This is a genomic window from Mesorhizobium sp. CO1-1-7, assembly GCF_020164885.1.
In the GTDB taxonomy this organism is placed as follows: Bacteria; Pseudomonadota; Alphaproteobacteria; order Rhizobiales; family Rhizobiaceae; genus Mesorhizobium; species Mesorhizobium australicum.
On sequence record NZ_JAIUHA010000008.1, the window covers coordinates 105,741 to 127,988 of the forward strand.

At 63.5% G+C, this 22,248-nt stretch carries 23 protein-coding genes and 1 riboswitch; of the genes, 11 read left to right on the forward strand and 12 right to left on the reverse strand.

The features are described from left to right. Positions 1 to 33 precede the first annotated feature (33 nt). Complete coding sequence (locus LB516_RS18755; protein ID WP_015315525.1) at positions 34 to 555, reverse strand: gamma-glutamylcyclotransferase; 522 nt, start codon at positions 553 to 555, stop codon at positions 34 to 36. A 135-nt stretch (positions 556 to 690) separates the two neighbouring features. On the opposite strand from LB516_RS18755, the gene LB516_RS18760 reads away from it, so the two are divergent. Further along, the gene (locus tag LB516_RS18760; RefSeq protein WP_224720166.1) at positions 691 to 1,689 is read left to right on the forward strand and encodes a DUF2125 domain-containing protein; all 999 of its coding nucleotides are present in this window, start codon (positions 691 to 693) and stop codon (positions 1,687 to 1,689) included. Positions 1,690 to 1,692: 3 nt separating this feature from the next. Next, positions 1,693 to 2,625, forward strand: a complete 933-nt coding sequence (locus LB516_RS18765; protein WP_224642113.1) for a sugar kinase — start codon at positions 1,693 to 1,695, stop codon at positions 2,623 to 2,625. Here the strand turns inward: LB516_RS18765 and LB516_RS18770 are convergent. Beyond that, complete coding sequence (locus tag LB516_RS18770) at positions 2,622 to 3,557, reverse strand: prephenate/arogenate dehydrogenase family protein (RefSeq protein ID WP_181166418.1); 936 nt, start codon at positions 3,555 to 3,557, stop codon at positions 2,622 to 2,624. The two genes, LB516_RS18765 and LB516_RS18770, sit on opposite strands and share 4 nt — an antisense overlap. A gap of 23 nt (positions 3,558 to 3,580) precedes the next feature. Next, entirely contained in the window at positions 3,581 to 4,690 is a 1,110-nt protein-coding gene (gene hisC / locus LB516_RS18775) for a histidinol-phosphate transaminase (protein WP_224720167.1), read from the reverse strand. Positions 4,691 to 4,827: 137 nt separating this feature from the next. Then, positions 4,828 to 4,905: riboswitch (SAM riboswitch) on the forward strand. A 117-nt stretch (positions 4,906 to 5,022) separates the two neighbouring features. Here hisC and metX point away from each other — a divergent pair. The 3 genes from metX to LB516_RS18790 all read left to right on the forward strand — a co-directional run bounded on the left by metX (position 5,023) and on the right by LB516_RS18790 (position 8,147). Next, positions 5,023 to 6,192 (forward strand): homoserine O-acetyltransferase MetX, encoded by a 1,170-nt coding sequence (gene metX, locus LB516_RS18780; protein ID WP_224599186.1) that lies wholly within the window; start codon positions 5,023 to 5,025, stop codon positions 6,190 to 6,192. A gap of 121 nt (positions 6,193 to 6,313) precedes the next feature. Next, a complete protein-coding gene (metW, locus tag LB516_RS18785) occupies positions 6,314 to 6,928 on the forward strand; it encodes a methionine biosynthesis protein MetW (RefSeq protein ID WP_015315519.1) in 615 nt (204 codons plus the stop codon). 283 nt (positions 6,929 to 7,211) lie between these two features. Next, a complete protein-coding gene (locus tag LB516_RS18790; protein WP_140616813.1) occupies positions 7,212 to 8,147 on the forward strand; it encodes a glycosyltransferase family 2 protein in 936 nt (311 codons plus the stop codon). Positions 8,148 to 8,270: 123 nt separating this feature from the next. Here LB516_RS18790 and LB516_RS18795 read toward each other — a convergent pair whose 3' ends face one another. Next, complete coding sequence (locus LB516_RS18795) at positions 8,271 to 10,094, reverse strand: ABC transporter ATP-binding protein/permease (protein WP_224720168.1); 1,824 nt, start codon at positions 10,092 to 10,094, stop codon at positions 8,271 to 8,273. 137 nt (positions 10,095 to 10,231) lie between these two features. Continuing rightward, a complete protein-coding gene (locus LB516_RS18800) occupies positions 10,232 to 11,017 on the reverse strand; it encodes a class I SAM-dependent methyltransferase (protein ID WP_015315516.1) in 786 nt (261 codons plus the stop codon). A gap of 189 nt (positions 11,018 to 11,206) precedes the next feature. Between LB516_RS18800 and gloB the strand changes: the two genes are divergently transcribed. Both gloB and LB516_RS18810 read left to right on the forward strand, forming a co-directional pair. Continuing rightward, a complete protein-coding gene (gene gloB, locus LB516_RS18805) occupies positions 11,207 to 11,974 on the forward strand; it encodes a hydroxyacylglutathione hydrolase (protein WP_224684026.1) in 768 nt (255 codons plus the stop codon). 16 nt (positions 11,975 to 11,990) lie between these two features. Further along, positions 11,991 to 12,419 carry a cupin domain-containing protein gene (locus LB516_RS18810; protein ID WP_224720169.1) on the forward strand — a complete coding sequence of 143 codons (429 nt, stop codon included), beginning with the start codon at positions 11,991 to 11,993 and terminating at the stop codon, positions 12,417 to 12,419. On the opposite strand, the gene LB516_RS18815 is transcribed toward LB516_RS18810, so the two are convergent. The 3 genes from LB516_RS18815 to LB516_RS18825 are packed head-to-tail and all read right to left on the reverse strand — an operon-like array spanning position 12,416 to position 14,851. Continuing rightward, the gene (locus tag LB516_RS18815; RefSeq protein ID WP_224720170.1) at positions 12,416 to 13,090 is read right to left on the reverse strand and encodes a lysoplasmalogenase family protein; all 675 of its coding nucleotides are present in this window, start codon (positions 13,088 to 13,090) and stop codon (positions 12,416 to 12,418) included. The genes LB516_RS18810 and LB516_RS18815 overlap by 4 nt on opposite strands. After that, entirely contained in the window at positions 13,087 to 14,019 is a 933-nt protein-coding gene (locus LB516_RS18820; protein ID WP_224720171.1) for a DMT family transporter, read from the reverse strand. Before LB516_RS18820 ends, LB516_RS18815 begins: the two co-directional genes overlap by 4 nt. Positions 14,020 to 14,062: 43 nt before the next feature. After that, positions 14,063 to 14,851, reverse strand: a complete 789-nt coding sequence (locus LB516_RS18825) for a DUF3108 domain-containing protein (protein WP_015315511.1) — start codon at positions 14,849 to 14,851, stop codon at positions 14,063 to 14,065. A gap of 257 nt (positions 14,852 to 15,108) precedes the next feature. Here LB516_RS18825 and rpmB point away from each other — a divergent pair, with 257 nt between their 5' ends. From rpmB to LB516_RS18840, 3 genes are all read left to right on the forward strand, one after another. After that, positions 15,109 to 15,405 (forward strand): 50S ribosomal protein L28, encoded by a 297-nt coding sequence (rpmB, locus tag LB516_RS18830; RefSeq protein WP_010911765.1) that lies wholly within the window; start codon positions 15,109 to 15,111, stop codon positions 15,403 to 15,405. A 156-nt stretch (positions 15,406 to 15,561) separates the two neighbouring features. Next, positions 15,562 to 16,245, forward strand: coding sequence for a queuosine precursor transporter (locus tag LB516_RS18835; RefSeq protein WP_224720172.1), 684 nt, complete (start codon positions 15,562 to 15,564; stop codon positions 16,243 to 16,245). Positions 16,246 to 16,247: 2 nt separating this feature from the next. Then, positions 16,248 to 16,928 carry a spermidine synthase gene (locus LB516_RS18840; protein ID WP_224720173.1) on the forward strand — a complete coding sequence of 227 codons (681 nt, stop codon included), beginning with the start codon at positions 16,248 to 16,250 and terminating at the stop codon, positions 16,926 to 16,928. Between the two features lie 138 nt (positions 16,929 to 17,066). On the opposite strand, the gene LB516_RS18845 is transcribed toward LB516_RS18840, so the two are convergent. The 4 genes from LB516_RS18845 to LB516_RS18860 all read right to left on the reverse strand — a co-directional run bounded on the left by LB516_RS18845 (position 17,067) and on the right by LB516_RS18860 (position 21,735). After that, on the reverse strand, positions 17,067 to 18,089 hold the full coding sequence (locus LB516_RS18845) for an esterase-like activity of phytase family protein (RefSeq protein ID WP_224684023.1): 1,023 nt from the start codon (positions 18,087 to 18,089) through the stop codon (positions 17,067 to 17,069). Further along, positions 18,086 to 19,984 (reverse strand): cobaltochelatase subunit CobT, encoded by a 1,899-nt coding sequence (cobT, locus tag LB516_RS18850; RefSeq protein WP_140616805.1) that lies wholly within the window; start codon positions 19,982 to 19,984, stop codon positions 18,086 to 18,088. Before cobT ends, LB516_RS18845 begins: the two co-directional genes overlap by 4 nt. Positions 19,985 to 19,995: 11 nt before the next feature. Further along, positions 19,996 to 20,982: a cobaltochelatase subunit CobS gene (gene cobS / locus LB516_RS18855; protein WP_140616804.1), complete on the reverse strand. Its 987-nt coding sequence runs from the start codon at positions 20,980 to 20,982 to the stop codon at positions 19,996 to 19,998. Positions 20,983 to 21,105: 123 nt separating this feature from the next. Further along, a complete protein-coding gene (locus LB516_RS18860) occupies positions 21,106 to 21,735 on the reverse strand; it encodes a J domain-containing protein (protein ID WP_032922426.1) in 630 nt (209 codons plus the stop codon). Positions 21,736 to 21,914: 179 nt separating this feature from the next. Here LB516_RS18860 and LB516_RS18865 point away from each other — a divergent pair, with 179 nt between their 5' ends. Next, entirely contained in the window at positions 21,915 to 22,217 is a 303-nt protein-coding gene (locus LB516_RS18865) for a BolA family protein (RefSeq protein ID WP_015315504.1), read from the forward strand. The last annotated feature ends 31 nt before the right edge of the window (positions 22,218 to 22,248 follow it).

Sequence of the window (22,248 nt, forward strand, 5' to 3'; positions counted from 1 at the left end):
GGCCTGGCCACCCTTTTCCGCGGAGCCAGCGCTTCACAAAGTCGCTATCCGGTGCGCCACATCCTCCAGCCAGTGGTCGCGAATCTCGAGCGCTTCCAGATGCTTCAGCGTGCTCAGCACATAATCCTCGTTGTCACCGGATCGGCCGACCGCGCCGCGCACCACGGCCGCCGCCTCCGCCGCGTCCAGCGCGCCCGCATATTGCTCATGCTTGCGGTCGACGACGTAGGCCACGGCTTCCACCGTGCCACCGCCGTCGAGGCGAACCTTGAGCGTCCGCTCGAGATAGACGCTGGTGACGAGTTCGCGCTCGCGCAGATAGGCAATGACCTCGTCGCGCAATTCGCCAGGGACGCGGTACGCAAGGCCGACGCAGGAGCCGCCATGGTCGAGGCCAAGCACCAGTCCGGGCCGCTGGCGCGTGCCGCGATGCACGAAGGAATAGACGCAGAGCGAGCGGCGATAGCCATGCAGGCGGGCGCGTCGTGTCTCGACATGAGCGAAACCCGGTCGCCAGATCAGCGAACCGTAGCCGAACACCCAAAAATCGCCCATATCACCGCGCCTGATTGCAAAAAGAATGGCAGCACCGCACCGGTAACCGGTGTTTTTTCCATCCGTCTCTGTCTACCTAGTGTTCGGAACCTGAGAATCCGTCCACACCATCCATGCGTTAATGAGAGCCAAAGCATGACGTCAAGTGACGAACGCCAACCGGGTAACCGTCGCCGCCTCTGGTGGCTTGCCGCGTTCATCCTCGTGCTGTTCGCCATTTACAGCGCCGGCTGGTTCTATCTGGCCAACAGGGTCCGGTCCGAGGCCGACAAGGCGGTTGCCACGCTCAACAAGAGCGGCATCGGGGCCGGTTGCGCCAACCTCCAGGTCGGTGGCTATCCACTGAGCTTTGCCGTCTCTTGCGACAACCTCGCCTACGAGGACGACGCCAAGAGCATTGCTGCCTCGGCCGGCTCCTTCAACGCCGTCGCCCAGATCGTCCAGCCCTTGTCGCCTGTTGCCAATCTACGCGGCCCACTCCGGACCTCCGTCCCCGGCATGATGCCGCTCTGGATCGACTGGGACAATCTGCAGGCCAACGTCAAATTGTGGTACCCGCTGCCCCGGCGTGTAGCGCTGCAGGCCGAGGGCCTGTCGGGCCAGACCGACCCGGCCGACGACACCGATCCGGTGGAACTGTTCAGTGCCGGCAAGGCGTCAGGCCAATTGCAGCCCAACAACGGCGATCTCGATTATGTCGGCAGCTTTGGCGATCTCGAGATCGATGCCGACGCGATCGGCGGGCGGGTGTTGCCGGCGCTCGATGCCAGCGGCGACGTGACACTGAAGAACGGCGTGGCGCTGATCGGCACGCAGGTGAAAAGCCTGCGCGGCCAGCGGATCGAAATCCGCAACCTCGATCTGTCGTCCGGCACGGCGCGCGTCACCGTTTCCGGGCCGCTGTCGGTCGATGCCGAGGGTCTCGTCGACGCCGACCTGATGATCAGGATCAAGGATCCCAAGGCGGTGGCATCTATTCTTGCCGGCGCCATACCCGAGCAGAAGAATGCGATCGAGCAGGGTTTTGGCGCCCTGGCGCTGCTTGGCAGCGAACCGTCCATGCCGCTGAAAGTGGTCAAGGGCAAGGCTTCCCTCGGCTTCATTCCGCTGGGCAAGATCAAACCGGTCAACTAACGGATGGCGGGGCCGGCAAAGCTGCTGAGCGTCGGCGCACTGACGCTTGACACCATTCTTCGTGTCGAATCACTGCCCACGCATCAGGGAAAATTCATCGCCTCGGACGGCATCCAGATCGCCTCGGGCATGGCCACGAGCGCGGCCTGCGCCGCGCATCGCCTGGGTGCCGAGGTGTCGCTATGGGCTAGCGCCGGCGACGATCCGGTCGGCGATCTGCTGATTGCCGGGATAGAGGCCGAGGGCGTCGATTGCAGCCATGTACGCCGCGTCAGCGGCGCCCGCTCGGCACTGGCCTCGATCCTGGTCGATGCGCATGGCGAGCGGATCATCGTGCCTTTCTACGACGCGCGCGCGCAGGCCGATCCCGAGGTTTTGCCGTTCACCGACATAACGGCATTCGACACCGTACTGGCCGACGTGCGCTGGCCGGGCGCCGCGGCGCTTGCCCTTAAGACGGCGCGGGCCGCCGGCCGCCCAGCCATACTCGATGCCGATACCGCGCCCCTGGCGGTGCTGGAACGATTATTGCCGCTGGCCTCGCACATCGTCGCCTCGGAGCCGGCGGTCCGCATCATATGCGGCCACGCGCTGGATCTGGAGACCGCCTGCATCGATTTGGCGTCCCGCACCGATGCGTTCGTCGCGGTCACCGGCGGCGCGGCGGGTACCTGGTGGTTCGACCGAAGCGCCGGATCATCCCGCCATGTCGAGGCACCGAGGGTCAAGGCGGTCGACACGCTGGCCGCCGGCGATGTCTTTCATGGCGCCTTTGCCGTCGGGCTGGCGGAAGCCATGGCGGTCGAGCACGCACTGCGCTTTGCCAGCGCGGCCGCCGCGCTCAAGTGCCTGCGCTTCGGCGGCCGGCTGGGCGCGCCGGATCGGGCGGAGACGCTCGCCATGATGGCAACGGCCTGGCCGGTTGAAATCACCTAGCTCTTTGCCGGATGCTCGACCGCCTGGCGGCCAAAATCGGGCGCGTCGATATCCTGGCCCGCCTCGATGATCGAGCGGCGCACGGCGCGGGTGCGGGTGAACAGGTCGAAGAGCTTGTCGCCGTCGCCCCAGCGGATGGCGCGCTGCAGGAACGCCAGGTCTTCCGAGAACCGCGCCAACATTTCCAGGATGGCATCCTTGTTGTGCAGGCACACGTCCCGCCACATGGTCGGATCGGAGGCAGCCAGACGCGTGAAATCGCGAAAACCGGAGGCGGAATATTTGATCACTTCCGTCTTGGTCACCGATTCCAGATCGTCGGCGGTGCCGACGATGTTGTAGGCGATGATGTGCGGCAGATGCGAGACGATGGCCAGCGTCATGTCGTGATGCTGCGGGTCCATCGTGTCGATGTTGGCGCCGCAGCGGCGCCAGAATTCCGACAGCCGTTCCAGCGCTTCCGGATCGGTGCCCGGCACCGGCGTGAAGATGCACCAGCGGTTGTCGAACAGGTCGGCAAACCCGGCATCCGGGCCGGATTTTTCGGTGCCCGCCAGCGGATGGCCAGGAATGAAATGGACGCCTTCAGGCACATGCGGCTGCATCTGCGCGATGACCGAGGCCTTGGTCGAGCCGACATCGGTGAGGATCGCCCCCTTTTTCAGCGCCGGCGCGATTTCCTCCGCTACAGCGCCGGATGAGCCGACCGGCACCGAGACAACGACCAGATCGGCATCACGCACCGCGTCCCCGGCATCGGTGGTGTAGGAATCGCCGAGACCCAGTTCCTCGGCTCGCTTGAGCGTTGCCGCACTGCGCGTCGAGATGGCGACATGGCGAGCCAAGCCCTCGCGTCGGATGACGCGGGCCAGAGACGAGCCGATCAGGCCGATGCCGACCAGCGCGATCTTTTCGAACATCGGTGATGCCATGGTGTTCCAGCTCTTCAGACGTTCTAGCTTTTCAGGAATGTGGTGAGCGCGGCGACAACGCCGCGATTGGCCTCTTCAGTGCCAACGGTCATGCGAAGCGCGTTGGGAAAGCCGTAACCTGAAACGCGCCGCAGAATATAGCCGCGCGCGCTCAGATAATCGTCAGCCGCCGCCGCGGAATGCTTCTGATCGTCGGGAAAATGAATGAGCAGGAAATTGCCGACGCTCGGCGTCACGCGCAGCCCAAGTCTAGTCATTTCGCCGCTCAGCCAGGTAAGCCAGGTCTCGTTATGCGCCACGCTACGCTCGACATGGGCACGGTCGCGGATCGCGGCGATGCCGGCCTCGATCGCTGTCGCATTGACGTTGAAGGGGCCGCGTACACGATTGATGGCGTCGACGATATGCAGGGGACCATACATCCAGCCGATGCGCGCGCCGCCGAGCCCGATCTTGGAGAAGGTGCGGGTCATCACCACGTTCTCGGCGCTGCCGGCCAGCTCGATGCCGGCTTCGTAATCGTTGCGGCGGACATATTCGGCGTAGGCCGCGTCGAGCACCAGCAGCACGTTTCCCGGCAGTCCGGCATGAAGGCGGCGCACCTCCTGGAACGGCACATAGGTGCCGGTCGGGTTGTTGGGATTGGCCAGGAACACGATTTTCGTGCGCGGCGTGACGGCCGCCAGCATCGCGTCGATGTCGGCGCGCTCGTCGGTCTCCTTGACCACGACCGGGGTGGCGCCTGCCGACTGGATGTAGATCTTGTAGACCATGAAAGCGTGTTCGGTGAACATAGCCTCGTCACCGGGCGCGAGATAGGTCTGCGCCAACAGGCCGAGGATTTCGTCCGACCCGTTGGAGCAGATGATGTTTTGCGCGTTGAGGCCATGCACCTCGGCGATAGCCTCGCGCAACCGCCTGGCGCTGCCGTCGGGATAGATGTCGAGTTTGCCAGCGACCTCGCGCGCGGCCTCGATCGCCTTCGGCGAAGGCCCAAGCGGATTCTCATTCGACGACAGCTTGTAGACCTTGGCGACACCGGCGGGCGCCGAGCTTTTGCCGGGCACATAGGCCTCTATGTCCATGATGCCCGCGCGCGGAGTTGGACGTGCCTGATCCGGTGTCTGGTTCATATCTTGCAAAATCCATCGAAAACGCCTCCATCCGGAGGCCGCTGCGGAAATACAAGCCATGGCACGCAATGTCGAGAGTGGCAGTGGTGCCAGCCGCCGCCATTGACGGCGAGGCAGGCGGGTTCTAGAAAGACGATTGACAGTTCCGTGGTGATTTGGCCGGTCGGCTTGCAGCCACGTTAAACAATTCGCTAAAGGGCCGTTTGCGTGACGTAACCGGCTTTGCGAAGGCAATGCCGGTTTTTTGTTGTCCGCGACCGGCCGGACGGACGCATCGGCGGCGGAGATCGGCAGCGATTTCCACGAGCGCACGGTGCAGCAAGAGAGACGTGATGGCCGCTCTGCGTGCAGGAAAGACCAACAACGAGGCCGACCAACCGTCGAGCCCGGTGTTGCGGTTCGGGCCCGACAAGCCGCTCAAGCTGGATGCGGGTACGTTGCTGTCGCCGTTCCAGATCGCTTACCAGACCTATGGCACGCTGAACGATGCCCGCTCCAATGCCATCCTCGTCTGCCATGCGCTGACCGGCGACCAGCATGTCGCCAGCACCAATCCGGTAACCGGCAAGCCCGGTTGGTGGGAAGTGCTGATCGGACCGGGCAGGATCATCGATACCAGCCGTTTCTTCGTCATCTGCTCCAATGTCATCGGCGGCTGCCTGGGTTCCACCGGTCCGGCCTCTACCAACCCGGCCACGGGTAAAGCCTATGGCCTCGACCTGCCGGTCATCACCATCCGCGACATGGTGCGCGCGCAGCAGATGCTGATCGACCATTTCGGCATCGAGAAACTGTTCTGCGTGCTCGGCGGCTCGATGGGCGGCATGCAGGTTCTGGAATGGGCGTCGAGCTATCCCGAGCGCGTGTTCTCGGCGCTGCCGATCGCCACCGGGGCGCGCCATTCGTCACAGAACATCGCCTTCCACGAAGTCGGGAGGCAGGCCGTGATGGCGGATCCGGACTGGCATGGCGGCAAATATTTCGAACACGGCAAGCGCCCGGAGAAAGGGCTGGCGGTGGCGCGCATGGCCGCCCACATCACCTATCTGTCCGAAGCCGCCCTGCACCGCAAATTCGGACGCAATTTGCAGGACCGCGAAGCGCTGACCTTCGGCTTCGATGCCGACTTCCAGATCGAGAGCTATCTGCGCCACCAGGGCATGACCTTCGTCGACCGCTTCGATGCCAACTCCTATCTCTACATGACGCGGTCGATGGATTATTTCGACCTCGCCGCCGACCATGGCGGCCGGCTGGCCGACGCCTTCGCCGGCACGAAAACCCGTTTTTGCTTGGTGTCCTTCACATCGGACTGGCTGTTCCCGACCGAAGAGAGCCGCTCCATCGTCCACGCACTCAACGCCGCCGGCGCCTCGGTATCCTTCGTCGAAATCGAGACCGATCGCGGCCACGACGCCTTCCTGCTCGACGAGCCGGAACTGTTTGCCGCCATCAACGGCTTCATCGGCTCGGCCGCGCGCGCCAGGGGGCTCAGCGCATGACCCCGAAAAGTTGCAGACGTTTCGGATCAAGGTCATGCGCCAAACAGAACGGCGAAGCCATGACCCCGAAAAGTTGCAGACGTTTCGGACCAAGGCCATGCGCCGTCCACGAGGCGAAGCCATGAGCGTCAACGGCAGCCAACGCGTCGACCTCGAGGTCGTCGCCAACCTCATCCCGCCGCAATCGCGTGTGCTCGACGTCGGCTCGGGCGACGGCTCATTGCTCGAATTGCTGCAGGACACCAAGCAGGTCGACGGTCGCGGACTCGAGCTGTCGCAGCGTGGCGTCAACGAATGCGTGGCGCGCGGTCTCAGTGTCATCCAGGGCGACGCCGACACCGATCTCGAATTCTATCCCGACAAGGGCTTTGACTTCGTTGTCCTGTCGCAGACCCTGCAGGCCACCCGCAACCCGAAGCTGGTGCTCGACGAGCTGCTCAGGATCGGCAACCGGGCGATCGTGTCTTTCCCCAATTTCGGTCACTGGCGGGTGCGCCTGTCGCTGTTCGTCAAGGGCCGCATGCCTGTGACCAGTGACCTGCCCTATTCCTGGTACGACACGCCCAACATCCACTTCTGCACGATCCGAGACTTCGTCAATTTGTGCGAAGAGCTTGGCGCGACAGTGGAGAAGGCGACCGCGCTCGACGCCAACGGCCAGAAGATCGGCCTGTCGATGCCATGGTGGTTCTGGAATTTCTTTGGCCAACAAGCAGTGTTCCTGCTGAAGCGATAATGAAATGGGCGACGCCCGCAGGCGCGACTGCCAATCCTTGAGGGTGGCCGCGCGTCTTTCAGCAGGTGCGAAAGTGTTGCAGTTGAAGCGCCATGAGCTGGAATTCATCATGCCTGGTCGGTCGAACGACGGCACGACGGGGTGACATGGCAGGTTGTTTTTTGTAGCGTCGCACCGAATCCGATGAGGCCCATCCAGGGGGAAGTCCGATCCATTTAGCCATCCCGATGATCAAAGGACCTGGCGCGAAGGGTGTTTACGCGCTGGAGGCGACCGACGTGATATGATCGGGAAGACCGAACAGGCGCCCCTCGTCACGGTGATCACGCCCACTCACAACCGGCGCGAAACAGTGCTCCGCGCCGTCGAAAGCGTGCTTTCCCAGAGCATGCCGCGATTTGAACATATCGTCGTCGACGATGGTTCGACGGACGGGACCGAGGCGGCGCTCGCCCGCATCCATGACCCCCGGCTGATCTATGTCGGCGCGAAGTGGCGCGGCGCCAATGCCGCCAGGAATGCCGGCATCGAGCTAGCCCGGGCGCCCGTGGTGACTTTTCTTGATTCGGACGATCTCTTCCTGCCGCACCGGCTCGAACGGACGCTGGCATGGTTCGACGACAATCCAGCGCTCGAAGTCCTGCTCTCCTCATATGTCTCGGTGAAGGGTGGCCGCGGCACCGCCTGCGTCAACCGCGGCGCTTTCCTGAACCCGCCAATGCTGGAGCGGGCGGTGGTCGCGCAGACGGCCTTCATAGCCGGATCGGCGATAACAGCCAGACGCGAGGCTTTGCTGGCCATCGGCGGCTATGACAGCGACATTCCCCGGATGCAGGACCGCGAGCTTCTGCTGCGCTTCGCACAGCGCTTCGGCGCGCAATTATCGGAAGATATCGACTGGACGAAGCACAATTCGCAGAATTCGATTTCAGGCCGCAGGGACGGCTATGTCGAAGCCTACGCGATCCTGATGAGTAAGCATCCGCACATCGCTCGCTCCTACCCCCATGTCCCTCCCTTTATGATCACGCGGCAGATCATCGCCGATATTCTCCGGGGGCGAATACCACAGGCATTTGCGGGATACATGGCCAACCGCTCGTCTGACGCGCTTGGTTATTCATTGCCGGAACTGATCAACGGTTATCTCCACGGCCGCCGCTGGCGGCGCGACCTCTACGATGAAGTTCGTGGCAAGTTTGGAATTCCACCGGCCTGACCGGCGACAGCTCAGCGATCGAGCACGGCGCGTTGCAGGGCGCATTCCTTCTCGTCCGGCAGCGAGATGGAGACCGCCAGGGCCTTGGCGGCCAGGCAACGGGCCGCAACGGGGGAAAAACTGCTACTTCCTGTGGTGGAGGCTTGCCGCGGCTGGCGGCGGCTCGATGGCACCCGCCCTGACGTGGGCAGGTTTCAGCGCGGGCGCGTCGGAATCCTTAACGATCGTCAGGGAACGCGGGAAGAACTGATTGTTGTGCTGGCCGCGACCGATGTTGATGATCGCGGCGCCGGGCAGGCGCTTCTCCAGCAGCGACAGCACGCGCCGCAGCGAGGGTCCGTCGAACGCATCCATGGCTTCGTCGATGATCACCCATTTTGGCTGTCGCAAGGCGAGCCTGGCCACGCCCAGCAATCGCTGTTCGTCATCGCCCAACTCATGGTCCCAGCGTCCGACGCGGTCGAGCGACGACGACAGCCGTCCAAGACCGACCTCGGCAAGCACCGCTGAAATGTCTGCGTCGTTCGCCGGCGCATGCCCGTTCGGGTGATTGAGGACCTCGCGCAGCGTGCCGGCCGGCAAATAGGGCACACGCGGCACGAAGATGATGGTTTCCCCCGCCGGCAGGCCGATCCGCCCGCTGCCCCACGGCCACAGCCCGGCAATGGCGCGGAAGAACAGCGTCTTGCCGGCGCCCGGTTCACCGGTGATCATGACGCGCTCGCCGGCATGGATTTCGACATGCTGGTCGGCGAGCTTGGTGCATCCGTCCGGCGATGCCACCTGAAGCTTCTCGAACGTCAGGTTGCCATTGGCGTTGTCGGCGAATTCGATGCGCTTCTCCTTGTCGTGCAGCACATCGGTTTCATCGAGCGCGATGCGGAAGTCGGCGACACGCATCAGCGTGGCGCGCCAGTCGGCAATGCTGCCGATGTTGTTGATGAACCAACGCAGGGAGGAGTGGACCTGGTTGAAGGCCCCGACCGCCATCATCAGCCCGCCAAAGCTGATATCCCCCGAGAAATAGACCGGCGAGGCGACCAGGATCGGCGCCACGACCGTGATCCAGCCATAGGTATCGGTTACCCAGGACAGATTGATCTGGGCGGTGTAGATGCGCCGCATGGCGCCCAGCACCGTGCCGAGGTCGAGTTGCAGCCGTCGCTTGGCGTCATCCTCCCCACGGTACAGCGCGATGGCATCGACATTCTCGTTGACGCGCACCATCGAGGAGCGCAGTTCCGCTTCGCGCGTATAGCGGTCGCTGTTGAGGCTGATGAGCGGCCGCCCGACCAGCCAGCTCAGCCACGAGGCGGTACCGGCATAGAGGAACGCGGCCCAAACCATGTAGCCCGGTATCGCCAGCGACCAGCCGTTGACGTGGAAGACGAAGCCCGAAGACAGTTCCCACAGCACACCGACAAAGGACACGAGCAGGATGAACGACTGCAGCAGGCCGACACCAAGATCGGTCGACAGGTCCGAGAGATGCGCGGCATCCTGTTGCATGCGCTGGTCGGGATTGACGCCGATGGCGCCGGCATTGGCCAGCCGGAAGGCGCGCGCCGGCCGCATCCATTGGTCGATCAGGTCCAGCGTCAGCGCCTCGCGCAACTTCAGCCGGATCATCTGGTTGAGCCAGGTCTGGCCGATATTGAGCACCAGCAGTCCGCCGGCGATCATGGCAAAGACCATCAGCTGATGCAGGAAGGCCGCCATGTCGCGGCGCGCGAGGGCATCGTAGAACGGCTGGTTCCAGCGGTTGAGCAAGACCTGGCCGATCGACGTCGCGATAATGACGCCCATGATGCCGAGCGACGTCCACAGCAACCACTTGCGAACCGGTGATCCGATCAGCGCCCGCTTGATCGTCACCACCTGATCGCGCAGGCTGCTGGCGACGGCGACCGACTGAATGGTGGCCTGATTGTCCAATTGATCAGCCATGGCCGAGGTCCTTGCGTTCAGTAGCGAAGCTGAAACCGGATGAAGGGAGCCGACGGCGGCAGCCCCTCAACCACTCCGCGAGCCCAGCACGACAGATAGGTCGGAAAGACGCGGCGCGATGCAAGTTTCCATCGCGATCACGAAGGTGTCACTTGCCGGGGCGATGCCACACCCCTTGCCTCGGCCCGCCGGCCGAGCCGTGTCGCGCCATGCGGCGACAGCACCGGCACGAAGACGCGGCGGGACGCACGCTGGGCCACCGGCACGCCTTGATAGAGCCGTTTCTGCGCTTCGACGACAATGACGCCGGAAAAGATCGGCCACAGCCTCCGGCCGGCGCGCTCCAGCACATTGTGGAAGCGCATCATGAAACGCCGCCGCGATGGCGGGAAGAACAGCGCATCCGACCAGGCGGCGGGCGTGAAATTCGCCTCACGCAGCAATTCGGTGAGCTGCCCGCGTGAGAAGGGCCGCCCATTGCCGAACGGCGTATGTTCGAAGCGCGCCCAGACACCGCGCCGGTTTGGCACGACGATGACGACGCGCCCGGCCGGCGACAGCACCCGCCAGATCTCGTTCAGCGTTTCACGCGGGTTTTCGACGTGTTCGAGCGAATGGACGAGCAGCATGCGGTCGATGCAGGAATCGACCAGTGGCAGTTCTTCGTCGAACACCAGGGCCGTCGCCGTCGGCCCGGCCGCCGGCCAGACCACGGCGCCCTGGGTCGCCGGCATGAAGGCGAAGACCCGCTCCGCGTCGGTGCCGAAGCGTTCCAGCCAGGGCAAGGTATAGCCCAGACCGACCAGCCGCTCATTGGGCACCGCGGCCCATATCGACGACAGTGCCATGGTGATCGAGCGCTCGGCGAACCGGCCGAGCGTTGTCGAATAGAAGGAACGAAGGTCGACGATGTCGGAATGCATGTCAGGGATGTAGCCGTGATGTCAGCCGGATTCAACAAAAGGCCAAAGCCGCCGGCACGGCGAATGTCAATTTGACATCCCAGGATAACATTCGCTTTGCTTGTCATCCGGGATGACATTCGCTTTCTCATCCGGGATGACATTCACGCAGCGGCGCCCTATGTCTGCGGCGGCAAATGGAGAAATGCGATGCCGGTCGAAATCGAACAGTTCATGTGCCGCACCGACAATTTCGGCGTGCTGGTGCATGACCCCGAAAGCGGCCAGACCGCGATTATCGACGCGCCCGAGGAAGCGCCGATCCTGGCCGCGATCAAGCGCACCGGCTGGACGCCCACGATGATCCTGACCACGCACCATCATATGGATCACGTCGAGGCCAATCTGGCGCTCAAGGAGCGCTTCAAGCTGCGCATCGTGGGCCCGGAGGCGGAAAAGGCCAAGATCCCCGGCATCGATGAAACCGTCGAAGAAGGCTCCGTCCTGCATCTCGGCCATGAGCGCATCGAAGTGATCGCCACGCCCGGGCATACCGCTGGCCATGTCTCCTACCATCTGCCGTTGTCGAAAGTGGCGTTCACCGCGGATACGCTGTTTGCGCTGGGTTGTGGACGGCTGTTCGAATGCAAGCCGCCGGTGATGTACGAATCGCTGCGGAAGCTCGCGGCCCTTCCCGCCGAGACGACAATCTATTGCGGCCACGAATACACGCTCGCCAATGCCCGTTTCGCGCTGAGCGTCGACCCCACCAATTCGGCGTTGAAGGAGCGCGCCGCGCGGATCGAGGCGCTGCGGGTCGACAACAAGCCGACGCTGCCGACGACGATCGGCGAGGAACTGTCGACCAATCCCTTCCTGCGCTGGCACGATCCGGCAATCCGCAAGCATCTTGGCATGGAAAAGGCTGGGGATGCCGAGGTCTTCGCCGAGATCCGCAAGCGCAAGGACAATTTTTGATGCCAGCTTTCTGCCGATGACCAGTTCCGCGGAAGTCATCGCAACACTCGCCCTGAAGCCGCATCCGGAAGGCGGCTGGTACGCGGAAACCTTTCGCGACGAAGCCGGCGGTGCGCGCGGCCATTCGACCGCCATCTATTTCCTGCTGGAACAGCATCAGGTTTCGGCCTGGCATCGGGTCAGGGATGCCGCCGAGCTTTGGCACTTTTATGCCGGCGCGCCTCTGGCGCTGTCGATGTGGGAAGAAGGCGGCGCCATTATCGAGCAGGTGCTCGGCATCGAGCTCGCGGCGGGTGAACGGCCGCAGATCGCCGTGCCGGCGGGCTGGTGGCAATCGGCGCGCACACTGGGCGAATGGACACTGGTCGGCTGCACGGTGGCGCCGGGTTTTGATTTCGCCGCCTTCGAACTGGCCGAGCCGGGCTGGCAGCCGAAGCCGATTTAACCCAGCAGGAATCCCAGCGTGACCGCCAGTTGGGCGGCATAGTACAAAACCCACACGGTGAAACGCATCCAGGCGCGATGCTGCGAGACGGCCGCCACTAAAAATTTCTCCATGGCGAGCAGCCCGTCCGATGCCATGAACAGCACGGCGCCACCGATCATCCAGACATTGCTTGTCGTTAGCGCCGACATGCCCATCGCCAGGATCGCCACGACATAGACGGCAATCGGTATACGCAAGCCGGGACCAACGCGGCGCCAAAGCGCCGCCAGCATGACGATCGCGAACACCGCCATGGCCAGCGCGATCGCGCTGCGCCAGGGCTCGGCGCCAAGCAACTCCAATCCGGCACCCCTGCGCAGCAACAACGCGACATAGACGATATGGGCGACGAGAAAACTGGCCAGTCCACCCAGAAAGGCTTTTTCGCCGTCGCGCGATAAGAAGGCATCGCCAATGGCGCTCAGCGCAAGGGCGGCGACCAGCAGCAGCGGCCCGCCTTGTATTGCGGCGAGTACGGCGAGCATCGCAACGGCAATTGTCTTTGCCGCCGAGCGGGCCAGCGTCGGCGGCATGCCAAGCGTGAAGGCATAGATCACCGCCGCCACCAGCGAAAAGATCAGCGTCGCATTGGCGTTGGCGTCGATGCCCCCAGCAAACGGCATCGTCATGCCCTGGCTTCGCCTTCGGATGCCCTGGCTCCGTCTTCGGATGCCCTGACTCCGCTCTCCGTGGCCGGCTTGCGCAGGAACAGCGATTTTGCCGCTAGCGCCGCGCCGCCGGTGATGAGCACACAGGCGGCCAGAATGCGCAGCGACGGTTCGGCGACGCCGGCCGCGATCAGCACCAGCGTCGACAGCAGCGGCGCCGCGTAGCTCGCGGCACCCAGCACCTGGATGTTGCCGCGCTTGACACCGATGTCCCAGGCATAGAAGGCCGCGCCCACCGGCATCAGGCCGAGCCCGAGCACGGCCAGCCACTGGCCGGCGCCGTCAGGCAGAACCGTTTGTTCCAGCGCCAGGTGGCAGACGAGCGACAGCACGGCGGTTGCCGCGCAGAACCAGGTGACGATGCTGGTCGGCACCGACGGGAAACGTCGAGACAGCAAGGAATAGGACGACCATAGCAGGGCGCAGACGGCGGCCATGGCGTAACCGAAGGCGTAGCGCGCATCGAAAGCCAGGCCGCCGCCCTTGGTGACGATCAGCACGGTGCCGGCAAGGCCGAGCAGCGCGCCGACGACATGGTTCCAGGCCAGCTTCTCGCCCGGCATCAGCGCCGAGCCCAGCACGATCAGCAGCGGCCAGAGATACGCAATCAGGCTCGCCTCGACCGCCGGCGCGTTGCGCAGCGCGGTGAAGTAGAAGAAATGGTAGCCGAACAGGCCGGCAATGCCGATCACCCAGACCTGAGGAGGGGTCTTTTGGCTCCTGTCGGTGGCCGGCATGAACAGTCGCGCGACAAACCCCACGCCTGTGCCGATCGAGAAAGTGATCGCCGACAACAGGAATGGCGGCACCTTGCCGGACGCATCCGTCAGCAACGCCAGCAATGCCCACATGGCGACCGCCGAAAAGCCGATCAGTGTTGCGCGCCCCATTTCGTCTCCAGTGGCGCGCCCGTTCTGTCTCCGGTGGCGTGCCTTATTGTACCGCTTCGAACCGTCTGGCGCTGATGGTCAAGGTGCCGATCTGCGTTCCGACCGTGGCGTGGATCGGCGCATATACGCCGGTTTGGCCGAGCGGTGCAAACGTCACCATCATGCGGCTTTTGTTCTTGAGATAATTGAGCGCCTTGCGGCCCTTGCGATAACCCGCCACCGGCTCGAAACCCATCTGGCAGGTGACGGTGTCGCCCTTGTAGCCCGGCACCGAGATCGTTCCTTTCGAGGCGTAGGTCAGCGTCAGGTCGGCGCGCATCTCGCCATCGTAGAACTTGACCTTGCGGCCACAGACCTGGTCGAGGCTGTCGGCATGGATGACGGTCGCCGCCATCGGATCGAGCACCGATGCCAGGTCGCCGGCGCCGAGCGGCACCCAGGCCTTGGGATCGCGCTTGCCCGGAGCGGGGATCACCCGCGTCGAGGTCACGTTGCCATTGCTAAAGCGAATGTCGATCGAAGACGCCTTCTTGCCGGAAGTGTAGTCGGCCCGAAACGCCTGCGGCACCATTTTCTGCCCCGAAATCGTGCCTTTTGACGAGATCGTGCCCCGCGTGTCGTCGAACAGCTTGGCCAGACCCGCCGCCGAGACACTGCCTTCGATCGCGTAGGCACCGTTCTCATAATGGCTGGAAAAGGTCGATCTGGCGATCGAGAGACCAAGGAACGACACCGTGTATTCGCCCTTGAACGACTGCGGCGAGGCAGCGGACGCAGCGGTCGGCAAGGCGATGACAAGCGCGGCAACAAGCGCGTGAGACGAACGAGGCATGGCGGGATCGGATCCTTGGTTTCGGCCGGAGGCGGGCGACTCCGGTCTGGCGTGTCCCTATGAGACCGCTTATACGGTGAAATCCGGCCTTAATATGAAAAGCCGGGCGCTTCCGTGCGGAAGCCGGAGCTTGACGCCCGGGTGAAATGCAACTATGGAACGCCAACTTTTCCATAAGGCCGCCAGACCAGAACCGCGCGCCACCCGGCGCGGGTACAAAGGTTTGGCAGGCCCCGAGAGAACTGAAGGTTAGAACCATGTCCCGCACCTGCGAACTCACTGCCAAGGCAGTCCAGACCGGCAACAATGTGAGCCACGCCAACAACAAGACCAAGCGTCGCTTCCTGCCGAACCTCGTCAATGTGACGCTCATTTCGGAAGCACTGAACCAGAATGTACGCCTGCGCATCTCGGCCAACGCGCTGCGTTCGGTCGAACATCGCGGCGGCCTCGATGCCTTCCTGGCCAAGGCCGACGTCAAGGAACTGTCGCAGCGCGCGCGTCTCTTGAAGAAGCAGATCGCCAAGAAGCTTGCCGAGCAGGTCGCTGCGTAACATCCAGATAAAGGCGGGGGACGACCGCCTGGCCAGCCTCCTTGCTGGCCGCTGAGCATCGGATAGTTCCGCAAGGCCGACACTCCGATGCTCAATTACGAAGCGAGCGCTGCCTCGGCATGATGCTCCGCTGGTTCCATTACCCAGGATAAAAAAATGTCTTCTTTCTCGCGGTACCTGCCTTTCGTGGCTGCCATGGCGCTTGTCGTCGTGGCATCGAACATCCTCGTGCAGTTTCCCATGCAGGGAAACATCGGCGGCCTGTCGCTCGCCGACGTTTTGACCTGGGGCGCTTTCACCTATCCCTTCTCTTTCCTGGTCACGGACCTCGCCAACCGCCGTTACGGGCCTGCCGTGGCGCGCCGGATCGTCTTTGTCGGCTTCATGACGGCGGTGGTCTGCTCGATCCTCGTCCCGCCCTTCCTGTTCCGCCATGGCCTGATCGAATTCGAGACATCAGCCGACCGGCTGGTGCGCATCGCGGCGGCTTCCGGAGCGGCGTTCCTGTCCGCGCAATTGCTCGATGTGACCGCGTTCAACCGTTTGCGCCGGCAGAGCTGGTGGCGGGCGCCGATCGTCGGCACGCTGGTCGGATCGGTGTTCGACACCCTCGTGTTCTTCGGCGTCGCCTTTTCAGCCGCCTTTGCCTTCGTCGGCCCAAGCGACGGTTTTGCGCTGGAGAGCGCCCCATTGATGGGCGTGTTTCATGTCGACGCCATGCGCTGGGTGTCCTGGGCGCTCGGCGACCTCAGCGTGAAACTGATCATCGCTGTCGTGGCTCTGATCCCTTACCGGCTGCTCGCCGCCCGCTGGAGCCAGCCGGCCGTTGCCGCGGCCTAGCCGTGATCCCCTGGATCCAGCTGGACTCCGCGAAAACGCCTGATGGCCGGCAGGAACTGCGGCTGAAACAGCGCGGTTCTGAATTCTCGATCATGCTTGGTACCAACGAGCTGATGAACAGCCGGCTGAGCGGCTCCGAGGAAGCGCTGGCAACACTGTCCTGCCAGCGGATTGCGGGTCATCGTCGGTCGAGAATCCTGATCGGCGGGCTCGGCATGGGTTTTACGCTGCGCGCTGCCCTCGCCGAATTGGGCGACAATGCCGAGATCGTCGTCGCGGAGCTGGTGCCGGCTGTCGTCGCCTGGGCGCGCGGCCCGATGGCCGAGATTTTTGCCGGCTCGCTCGATGATCCCCGCGTCACCATCCACGAAACCGATGTCGGTCAGCTCGTACGGTCCGCACCCATTGCCTGGGACGCGATCCTGCTCGACGTCGACAATGGCCCCGAAGGCATCGTCCACAAGGGCAATGACGCGCTCTACAGCGTGGCTGGCCTCGCCGCCGCACGCACCGCCCTAAGACCGGGTGGAGTCCTGGCCGTATGGTCGCAAGGGCCGGATGCCGGCTTCACGCGGCGGTTGAAACAGGCAGGTTTCGCTGTCGAGGAAGTCAACACGCGCGCCAACGGCAAACGCGGTGCGCGCCATGTCATCTGGATCGCCACCAACAGCTCGCGGTCCTGACCAGAGCCGTCAGCAGCAGTGTTTGGATCTATCTGGACTTCTGGAGCCCCGCGCAACCCTTGGCTTGTCAGGGCAGGATTCTCGGAAATGGCCGACGCATAAAAACATCGCCAATGAGCGTCGCGAAGGGGCTGCCCCTCAATCCTGGTGCAGAATGAATTCCAGATAGAGATTGCGCTGCAGGATCGAGTGGTTGTCGTCGGAGATCAGCGACACCATCAACGCGCCGTCATCCCGGCTCCAGACATCGAGCCCTTCCATATTGTCGATCTGGTAGCCCATGTCGGCTTGCAGCAGCACCGGCCCGTCGGCGACCGCGCCCTTCTCGACGCTCTCTCCATAAATGCGCCGCAGCCGCATCTTGAGGCCCCCCGCCATCGTGAAACTGCGCTCCAGCAGCAAGAGGTCGCCATCCGGCAGGAAGGCGCCGTCGGTGATGTCGAAATCGTCGTTGCGCTTGACAGTGAAGACGCCCCTATGCGGGCCTTCGATAATGGCGGCGTAGATGTTGCCTGATTTGTCGAGGCTCTTCTCCGAGACCACGACTAGGCCGCCTTCATGCTGGCCATTGGCATTTGAATGGGTGACTGTCTCGAAGCCGCGGTTCTGCCGCAACTCCCACGCCGGCACCAGGAAATCCAGCTGCCTGAATGGCGCCTTCATGTTGTCCGGGTCGATCTTGAACTGGGAGACGCGGTGGTTGCGCTCGAAACCGACAGTGGCAATACCGTCCTTGACCGCGAGGCCTTCGGCGTCGACTTCCCATTTTTCGTCGATCGGCTGCCCGCTCTGGTTGGCCATCTGCTGCATGCGAAAATTCTGGATGCCGAGGGGGCGCCTGTCGGCGTCGCGGGCCACCGAGCCGAAGAACCAGTAACCGGTGTCGGCAACACCGATGAAATCGCTGCCGGCTTTCAGAAACCGAAAGGCCGACAACGCGCCGAAATCGCGCGATGGCGAGGTCATTTCCAGCCCACCGACGAATTCGAGCGGACCGAATTGCTTGTCGGCGCGGCCAATGTGGAATTCGGTGATCGGGCGTGCCGAGACGGCGACAGGTTCGACTGGAGCCGAGCCGGCCGAACCTGCCGGAGCCACACCGGCGAGCAGGACGATGGCGGCGAAAAGCGTTTGCCTAAACCCGCCTCGCGAAAAGATCATCCGGCGCGCCGCATGCCGCCGCGACGCGTATCCTTCGCGCTTTCCTCGGCAAACAGCGAAGCCAGTTGCTCGGTCATGGCGCCGGCCAGTTCCTCGGCATCGACGATGGTGACGGCGCGCCTGTAGTAGCGCGTGACGTCATGGCCTATGCCGATGGCCAGCAGCTCGACCGGTGAGCGCGTCTCGATCAATTCGATGACGGCGCGCAGATGCCGCTCGAGATAATTGCCCGGATTGACCGACAGCGTGGAATCGTCGACCGGCGCGCCGTCCGAGATCATCATCAGGATCTTGCGCTGTTCGGGCCGGGCAATCAGCCGGTTGTGGGCCCACAGCAGCGCCTCGCCGTCGATATTCTCCTTGAGCAGGCCTTCACGCATCATCAGGCCAAGGTTGCGGCGTGCCCGCCGCCATGGATGATCGGCGGATTTGTAGATGATATGACGCAGATCGTTGAGGCGGCCGGGGTTCGGCGGCTTGCCGTCCTTCAGCCACTTCTCGCGCGCTTGTCCGCCCTTCCAGGCCCGCGTGGTGAAGCCGAGGATCTCGACCGAGACGCCGCAGCGCTCCAGTGTGCGCGCCAGAATGTCGGCACAGGTGGCGGCGACCGTGATCGGCCGGCCACGCATCGAGCCGGAATTGTCGAGCACCAGCGTCACCACCGTGTCGCGGAACTTGGTGTCGCGCTCCTGCTTGAACGACAACGGCTGCATCGGATCGATGACGACGCGCACCAGCCGCGCCGGGTCGAGATAGCCCTCTTCCAGGTCGAAATCCCAGGACCGGTTCTGCTGCGCCATCAGCCGGCGCTGCAGCCGGTTGGCGAGCCGTCCGACCACGCCCGACAGATTGGCAAGTTGCTTGTCGAGGAAAGCGCGCAGCCGGTCGAGTTCTTCCTCTTCGCAGAGCTCCTCCGCGCCGACCGTCTCGTCGAAAGCTGACGTGTAAACCTTGTAGTCGATTTCCTTCGGCAGATTGGTAAAGGGATTGTCGTTGCGCCTAGCCTCGCCGGGCGTCTCGGCATCGGCATCGTCATCATCGGACAGATCGTCGGCGGTGGCATCGGAGGCTTCGGTCTCGGCCGCCTGCTCGTCGTCGGCCGATGCCTCGGCGTCCTCGGACTGGGACTGCTCGGAGCCGGAATCGTCTTCGCCGCCCTCCTCGCTCTGTTCCTCGCCTTGCGGCTGGTTGTCGTCATTGTCCTCGGAATCTTCGGTCTCCTGGTCGTCCCCGAGTTCCTCGGCCATTTCCATGGAGGCAAGCATCTCGCGCACGACGCGGGCGAAGGCCTGCTGGTCCTCGAGCTTTTCCGACAGGCCGTCGAGGTCGGCCTTGGCCTTCTCCTCGACCCAGGGCCGCCAGAGTTCGACCAGCCGCTCGCCGCTCTTCGGCACCGGCCGGCCGGTCAGCTTTTCGCGCACCATCAGCGCCAGCGCCTCCTCGATGGGCGCGTCGGCCTTGTCCTTGACGTCGACGAGGTTGGCCTTGGTGTATTTGTCCTCCAGCATCGAGCCGATATTGTCGGCGACGCCCTGCATGGCGCGGCTGCCGATCGCCTCCACGCGGGCCTGTTCGACCGCGTCGTAGATGGCACGGGCGGCCTTGCCTTCCGGCGCCAGTCTGCTGTGGATGCGCACATCATGGCAGGCGCGCTTCAACGCCATGGAATCGCCGAGCCCGCGGGTAATCGCGATGTCGGACTTCGATGCCTTCTTGGGCAGTTCGGGCAGCCGCGCACGGCTGCCCGCCAGCGCCGGCCTGTCCTTGGCGAAGCCGACTTCCATTTCCTTGTCGCCGGCAATGGCGCGCATGCAGACGGTGACGGCGCGCTTGAAGCTGTCGGCTTCAGACCCCGTCTTGGACTTGTTGCGCGTATTGTCGCCCGGACCCGCCATCGAGGCTCTGCTTAGCCCAGCACCACATTGGCCGCGCTCTCGGGCAGATCCTGGCCGAAGGCGCGCTGGTAGAACTCGGCAACCACCGAACGCTCCAGCTCGTCGCACTTGTTGAGGAAGGTCAGCCGGAACGCCATGCCGACATCGCCGAAGATCTCGGCATTCTCGGCCCAGGTGATGACGGTACGCGGGCTCATCACCGTCGACAGGTCGCCATTGATGAAGGCCGAGCGCGTCATGTCGGCGACGCGCACCATCTTGTTGACGATGTCCTTGCCCTTGGTGTCGCGATAATGCTTGGCCTTGGCCAGCACGATGTTCACTTCATTGTCGTGCGGCAGATAGTTCAACGTGGTAACGATCGACCAGCGGTCCATCTGCGCCTGGTTGATCTGCTGGGTGCCGTGATAAAGGCCGGTGGTGTCGCCCAGACCAACCGTATTTGCGGTCGAAAACAGCCGGAACGCCGGATGCGGGCGGATGACCCGGCTCTGGTCGAGCAGCGTCAGGCGGCCGGACGATTCCAGCACGCGCTGGATGACGAACATCACGTCCGGACGGCCGGCGTCATACTCGTCGAAGCAAAGCGCGACATTGTGCTGGTAGGCCCAGGGCAGGATGCCGTCGCGAAATTCGGTGATCTGCAGGCCGTCCTTGACCACGATCGCGTCCTTGCCGACGAGATCGATACGGCTGACATGGCTGTCGAGATTGACACGCACGCAAGGCCAGTTGAGGCGGGCGGCGACCTGTTCGATATGGGTCGACTTGCCGGTGCCGTGATAGCCCGACACCATGACGCGGCGGTTGTAGGCAAAGCCGGCGAGGATCGCCAAGGTCGTCGCCTTGTCGAACAGATAGTCGGGATCGACATCGGGCACATGCTCGCTGGTGACCGAGTACGCTGGCACCACCATCTTGGACTCGAAGCCGAATTTCTCCTTCACCGACACCGTCGCGTCGGGCAGGTTGGCGATGTCGCGATCGACCTTGTTCATATCTCTCAACGTCTCCACGGGCGAAACGTCGCGTTTCGCCGGCAATCCATTTTGTTCGGGGGCGGTCTTAGAGCCTTTTCCAACCTTATGAAAGTTGGAAAACGACACGAACCATAGGGTCGCTCAGCACAGGCCCGCCTGTTTGAGCACGCGATAGGCCTGAAGCACATCGCGGAACCGGTCTTCCGAACCTCTGTCGCCGCCATTCGCATCCGGATGGTGACGCTTCACCAGTTCCTTATAGCGCGCCTTGATGTCCTTGCCAGTCGCCTTTGTATCAAGGCCAAGCGTTTCCAGCGCCTTGGCCTCAAGTGGCTTGGCCTTGCGCTCACGCGCCTCGCGCGGATCCTTCGGTCCCTTGAACAGGTCGAATGGGTCGCGCATGCGGTTGTAATAGCCTGCGCGGCCGGAGCGCATCTGCGCCATGTCGGGCGAGGAACGCGTCGAGGCGCCGTTGACGCCCATTTTCCAGGTCGGCCGGTGGCCGGTCATCGCTTCCTTCTGGAAGCGCGCCACCTCGGTGTCCGGCACGCCGGAGAAGTAGTTGAAGCCCTTGTTGTACTCACGCACATGGTCGAAGCAGAAGCGGAAATACTCGCCCTCCTTCATGCGGCCGACCGGCGCGCGATGCGTGCCCGCCTCCTTGCAGCCATCCCACTGGCAGATCGGCGCGTGCGCCTTCACCTCCGCGTCCTTGTCGGGGCGGACGCGAATCTTCTCGAAATATTTGGGATACGGCTTCATCTCACCCATTTATGGGGCGTTCGCAGATGCGAAACAAGAATTGACATTTTCGCGATGATCGCCCTAACCGCTGAATCGCGGCTTAAAGCAGGCGGATGACCGATTTTGTTGCGCACCAGCGGCCCGGCGAAACCTGTTTCGGGTTTTCATGGCGGCGCGCCGACCATATGTGGTGAAGGGAGAAGACGATGTCCATACAAGCGACCATGGAAGACAAGCTCAACAAGGCATTTTCGCCCGAGCGGCTGGTCATCCTCAACGAAAGCCATCTCCACGCCGGCCATCATCATGTGGAATCCGGTCACCACGCTGAGTTCGATGGTACCGGCGAGACACATTTCCGGGTCCGCATCGTCTCGGCGAATTTCGTTGGCATGAGCCGCGTTGAGCGCCACCGCGCCGTCAACGAACTGCTGGCCGACGAGTTGAAGGCGGGCGTTCACGCGCTGGCTATCGAGCCCGCGGCGCCCGGCGAACAGACCCGCTGGTAAGCCAAATCCCGGAGCTGGTCCTGTAGCTCGT

Coding starts and splice junctions, on each gene's coding strand:
- LB516_RS18755 (WP_015315525.1), bottom strand. CDS start 555: ATGGGCGATTTTTGGGTGTTCGGCTACGGTTCGCTGATCTGGCGACCG.
- LB516_RS18760 (WP_224720166.1), top strand. CDS start 691: ATGACGTCAAGTGACGAACGCCAACCGGGTAACCGTCGCCGCCTCTGG.
- LB516_RS18765 (WP_224642113.1), top strand. CDS start 1,693: ATGGCGGGGCCGGCAAAGCTGCTGAGCGTCGGCGCACTGACGCTTGAC.
- LB516_RS18770 (WP_181166418.1), bottom strand. CDS start 3,557: ATGGCATCACCGATGTTCGAAAAGATCGCGCTGGTCGGCATCGGCCTG.
- hisC (WP_224720167.1), bottom strand. CDS start 4,690: ATGAACCAGACACCGGATCAGGCACGTCCAACTCCGCGCGCGGGCATC.
- metX (WP_224599186.1), top strand. CDS start 5,023: ATGGCCGCTCTGCGTGCAGGAAAGACCAACAACGAGGCCGACCAACCG.
- metW (WP_015315519.1), top strand. CDS start 6,314: ATGAGCGTCAACGGCAGCCAACGCGTCGACCTCGAGGTCGTCGCCAAC.
- LB516_RS18790 (WP_140616813.1), top strand. CDS start 7,212: ATGATCGGGAAGACCGAACAGGCGCCCCTCGTCACGGTGATCACGCCC.
- LB516_RS18795 (WP_224720168.1), bottom strand. CDS start 10,094: ATGGCTGATCAATTGGACAATCAGGCCACCATTCAGTCGGTCGCCGTC.
- LB516_RS18800 (WP_015315516.1), bottom strand. CDS start 11,017: ATGCATTCCGACATCGTCGACCTTCGTTCCTTCTATTCGACAACGCTC.
- gloB (WP_224684026.1), top strand. CDS start 11,207: ATGCCGGTCGAAATCGAACAGTTCATGTGCCGCACCGACAATTTCGGC.
- LB516_RS18810 (WP_224720169.1), top strand. CDS start 11,991: ATGACCAGTTCCGCGGAAGTCATCGCAACACTCGCCCTGAAGCCGCAT.
- LB516_RS18815 (WP_224720170.1), bottom strand. CDS start 13,090: ATGACGATGCCGTTTGCTGGGGGCATCGACGCCAACGCCAATGCGACG.
- LB516_RS18820 (WP_224720171.1), bottom strand. CDS start 14,019: ATGGGGCGCGCAACACTGATCGGCTTTTCGGCGGTCGCCATGTGGGCA.
- LB516_RS18825 (WP_015315511.1), bottom strand. CDS start 14,851: ATGCCTCGTTCGTCTCACGCGCTTGTTGCCGCGCTTGTCATCGCCTTG.
- rpmB (WP_010911765.1), top strand. CDS start 15,109: ATGTCCCGCACCTGCGAACTCACTGCCAAGGCAGTCCAGACCGGCAAC.
- LB516_RS18835 (WP_224720172.1), top strand. CDS start 15,562: ATGTCTTCTTTCTCGCGGTACCTGCCTTTCGTGGCTGCCATGGCGCTT.
- LB516_RS18845 (WP_224684023.1), bottom strand. CDS start 18,089: ATGATCTTTTCGCGAGGCGGGTTTAGGCAAACGCTTTTCGCCGCCATC.
- cobT (WP_140616805.1), bottom strand. CDS start 19,984: ATGGCGGGTCCGGGCGACAATACGCGCAACAAGTCCAAGACGGGGTCT.
- cobS (WP_140616804.1), bottom strand. CDS start 20,982: ATGAACAAGGTCGATCGCGACATCGCCAACCTGCCCGACGCGACGGTG.
- LB516_RS18860 (WP_032922426.1), bottom strand. CDS start 21,735: ATGGGTGAGATGAAGCCGTATCCCAAATATTTCGAGAAGATTCGCGTC.
- LB516_RS18865 (WP_015315504.1), top strand. CDS start 21,915: ATGTCCATACAAGCGACCATGGAAGACAAGCTCAACAAGGCATTTTCG.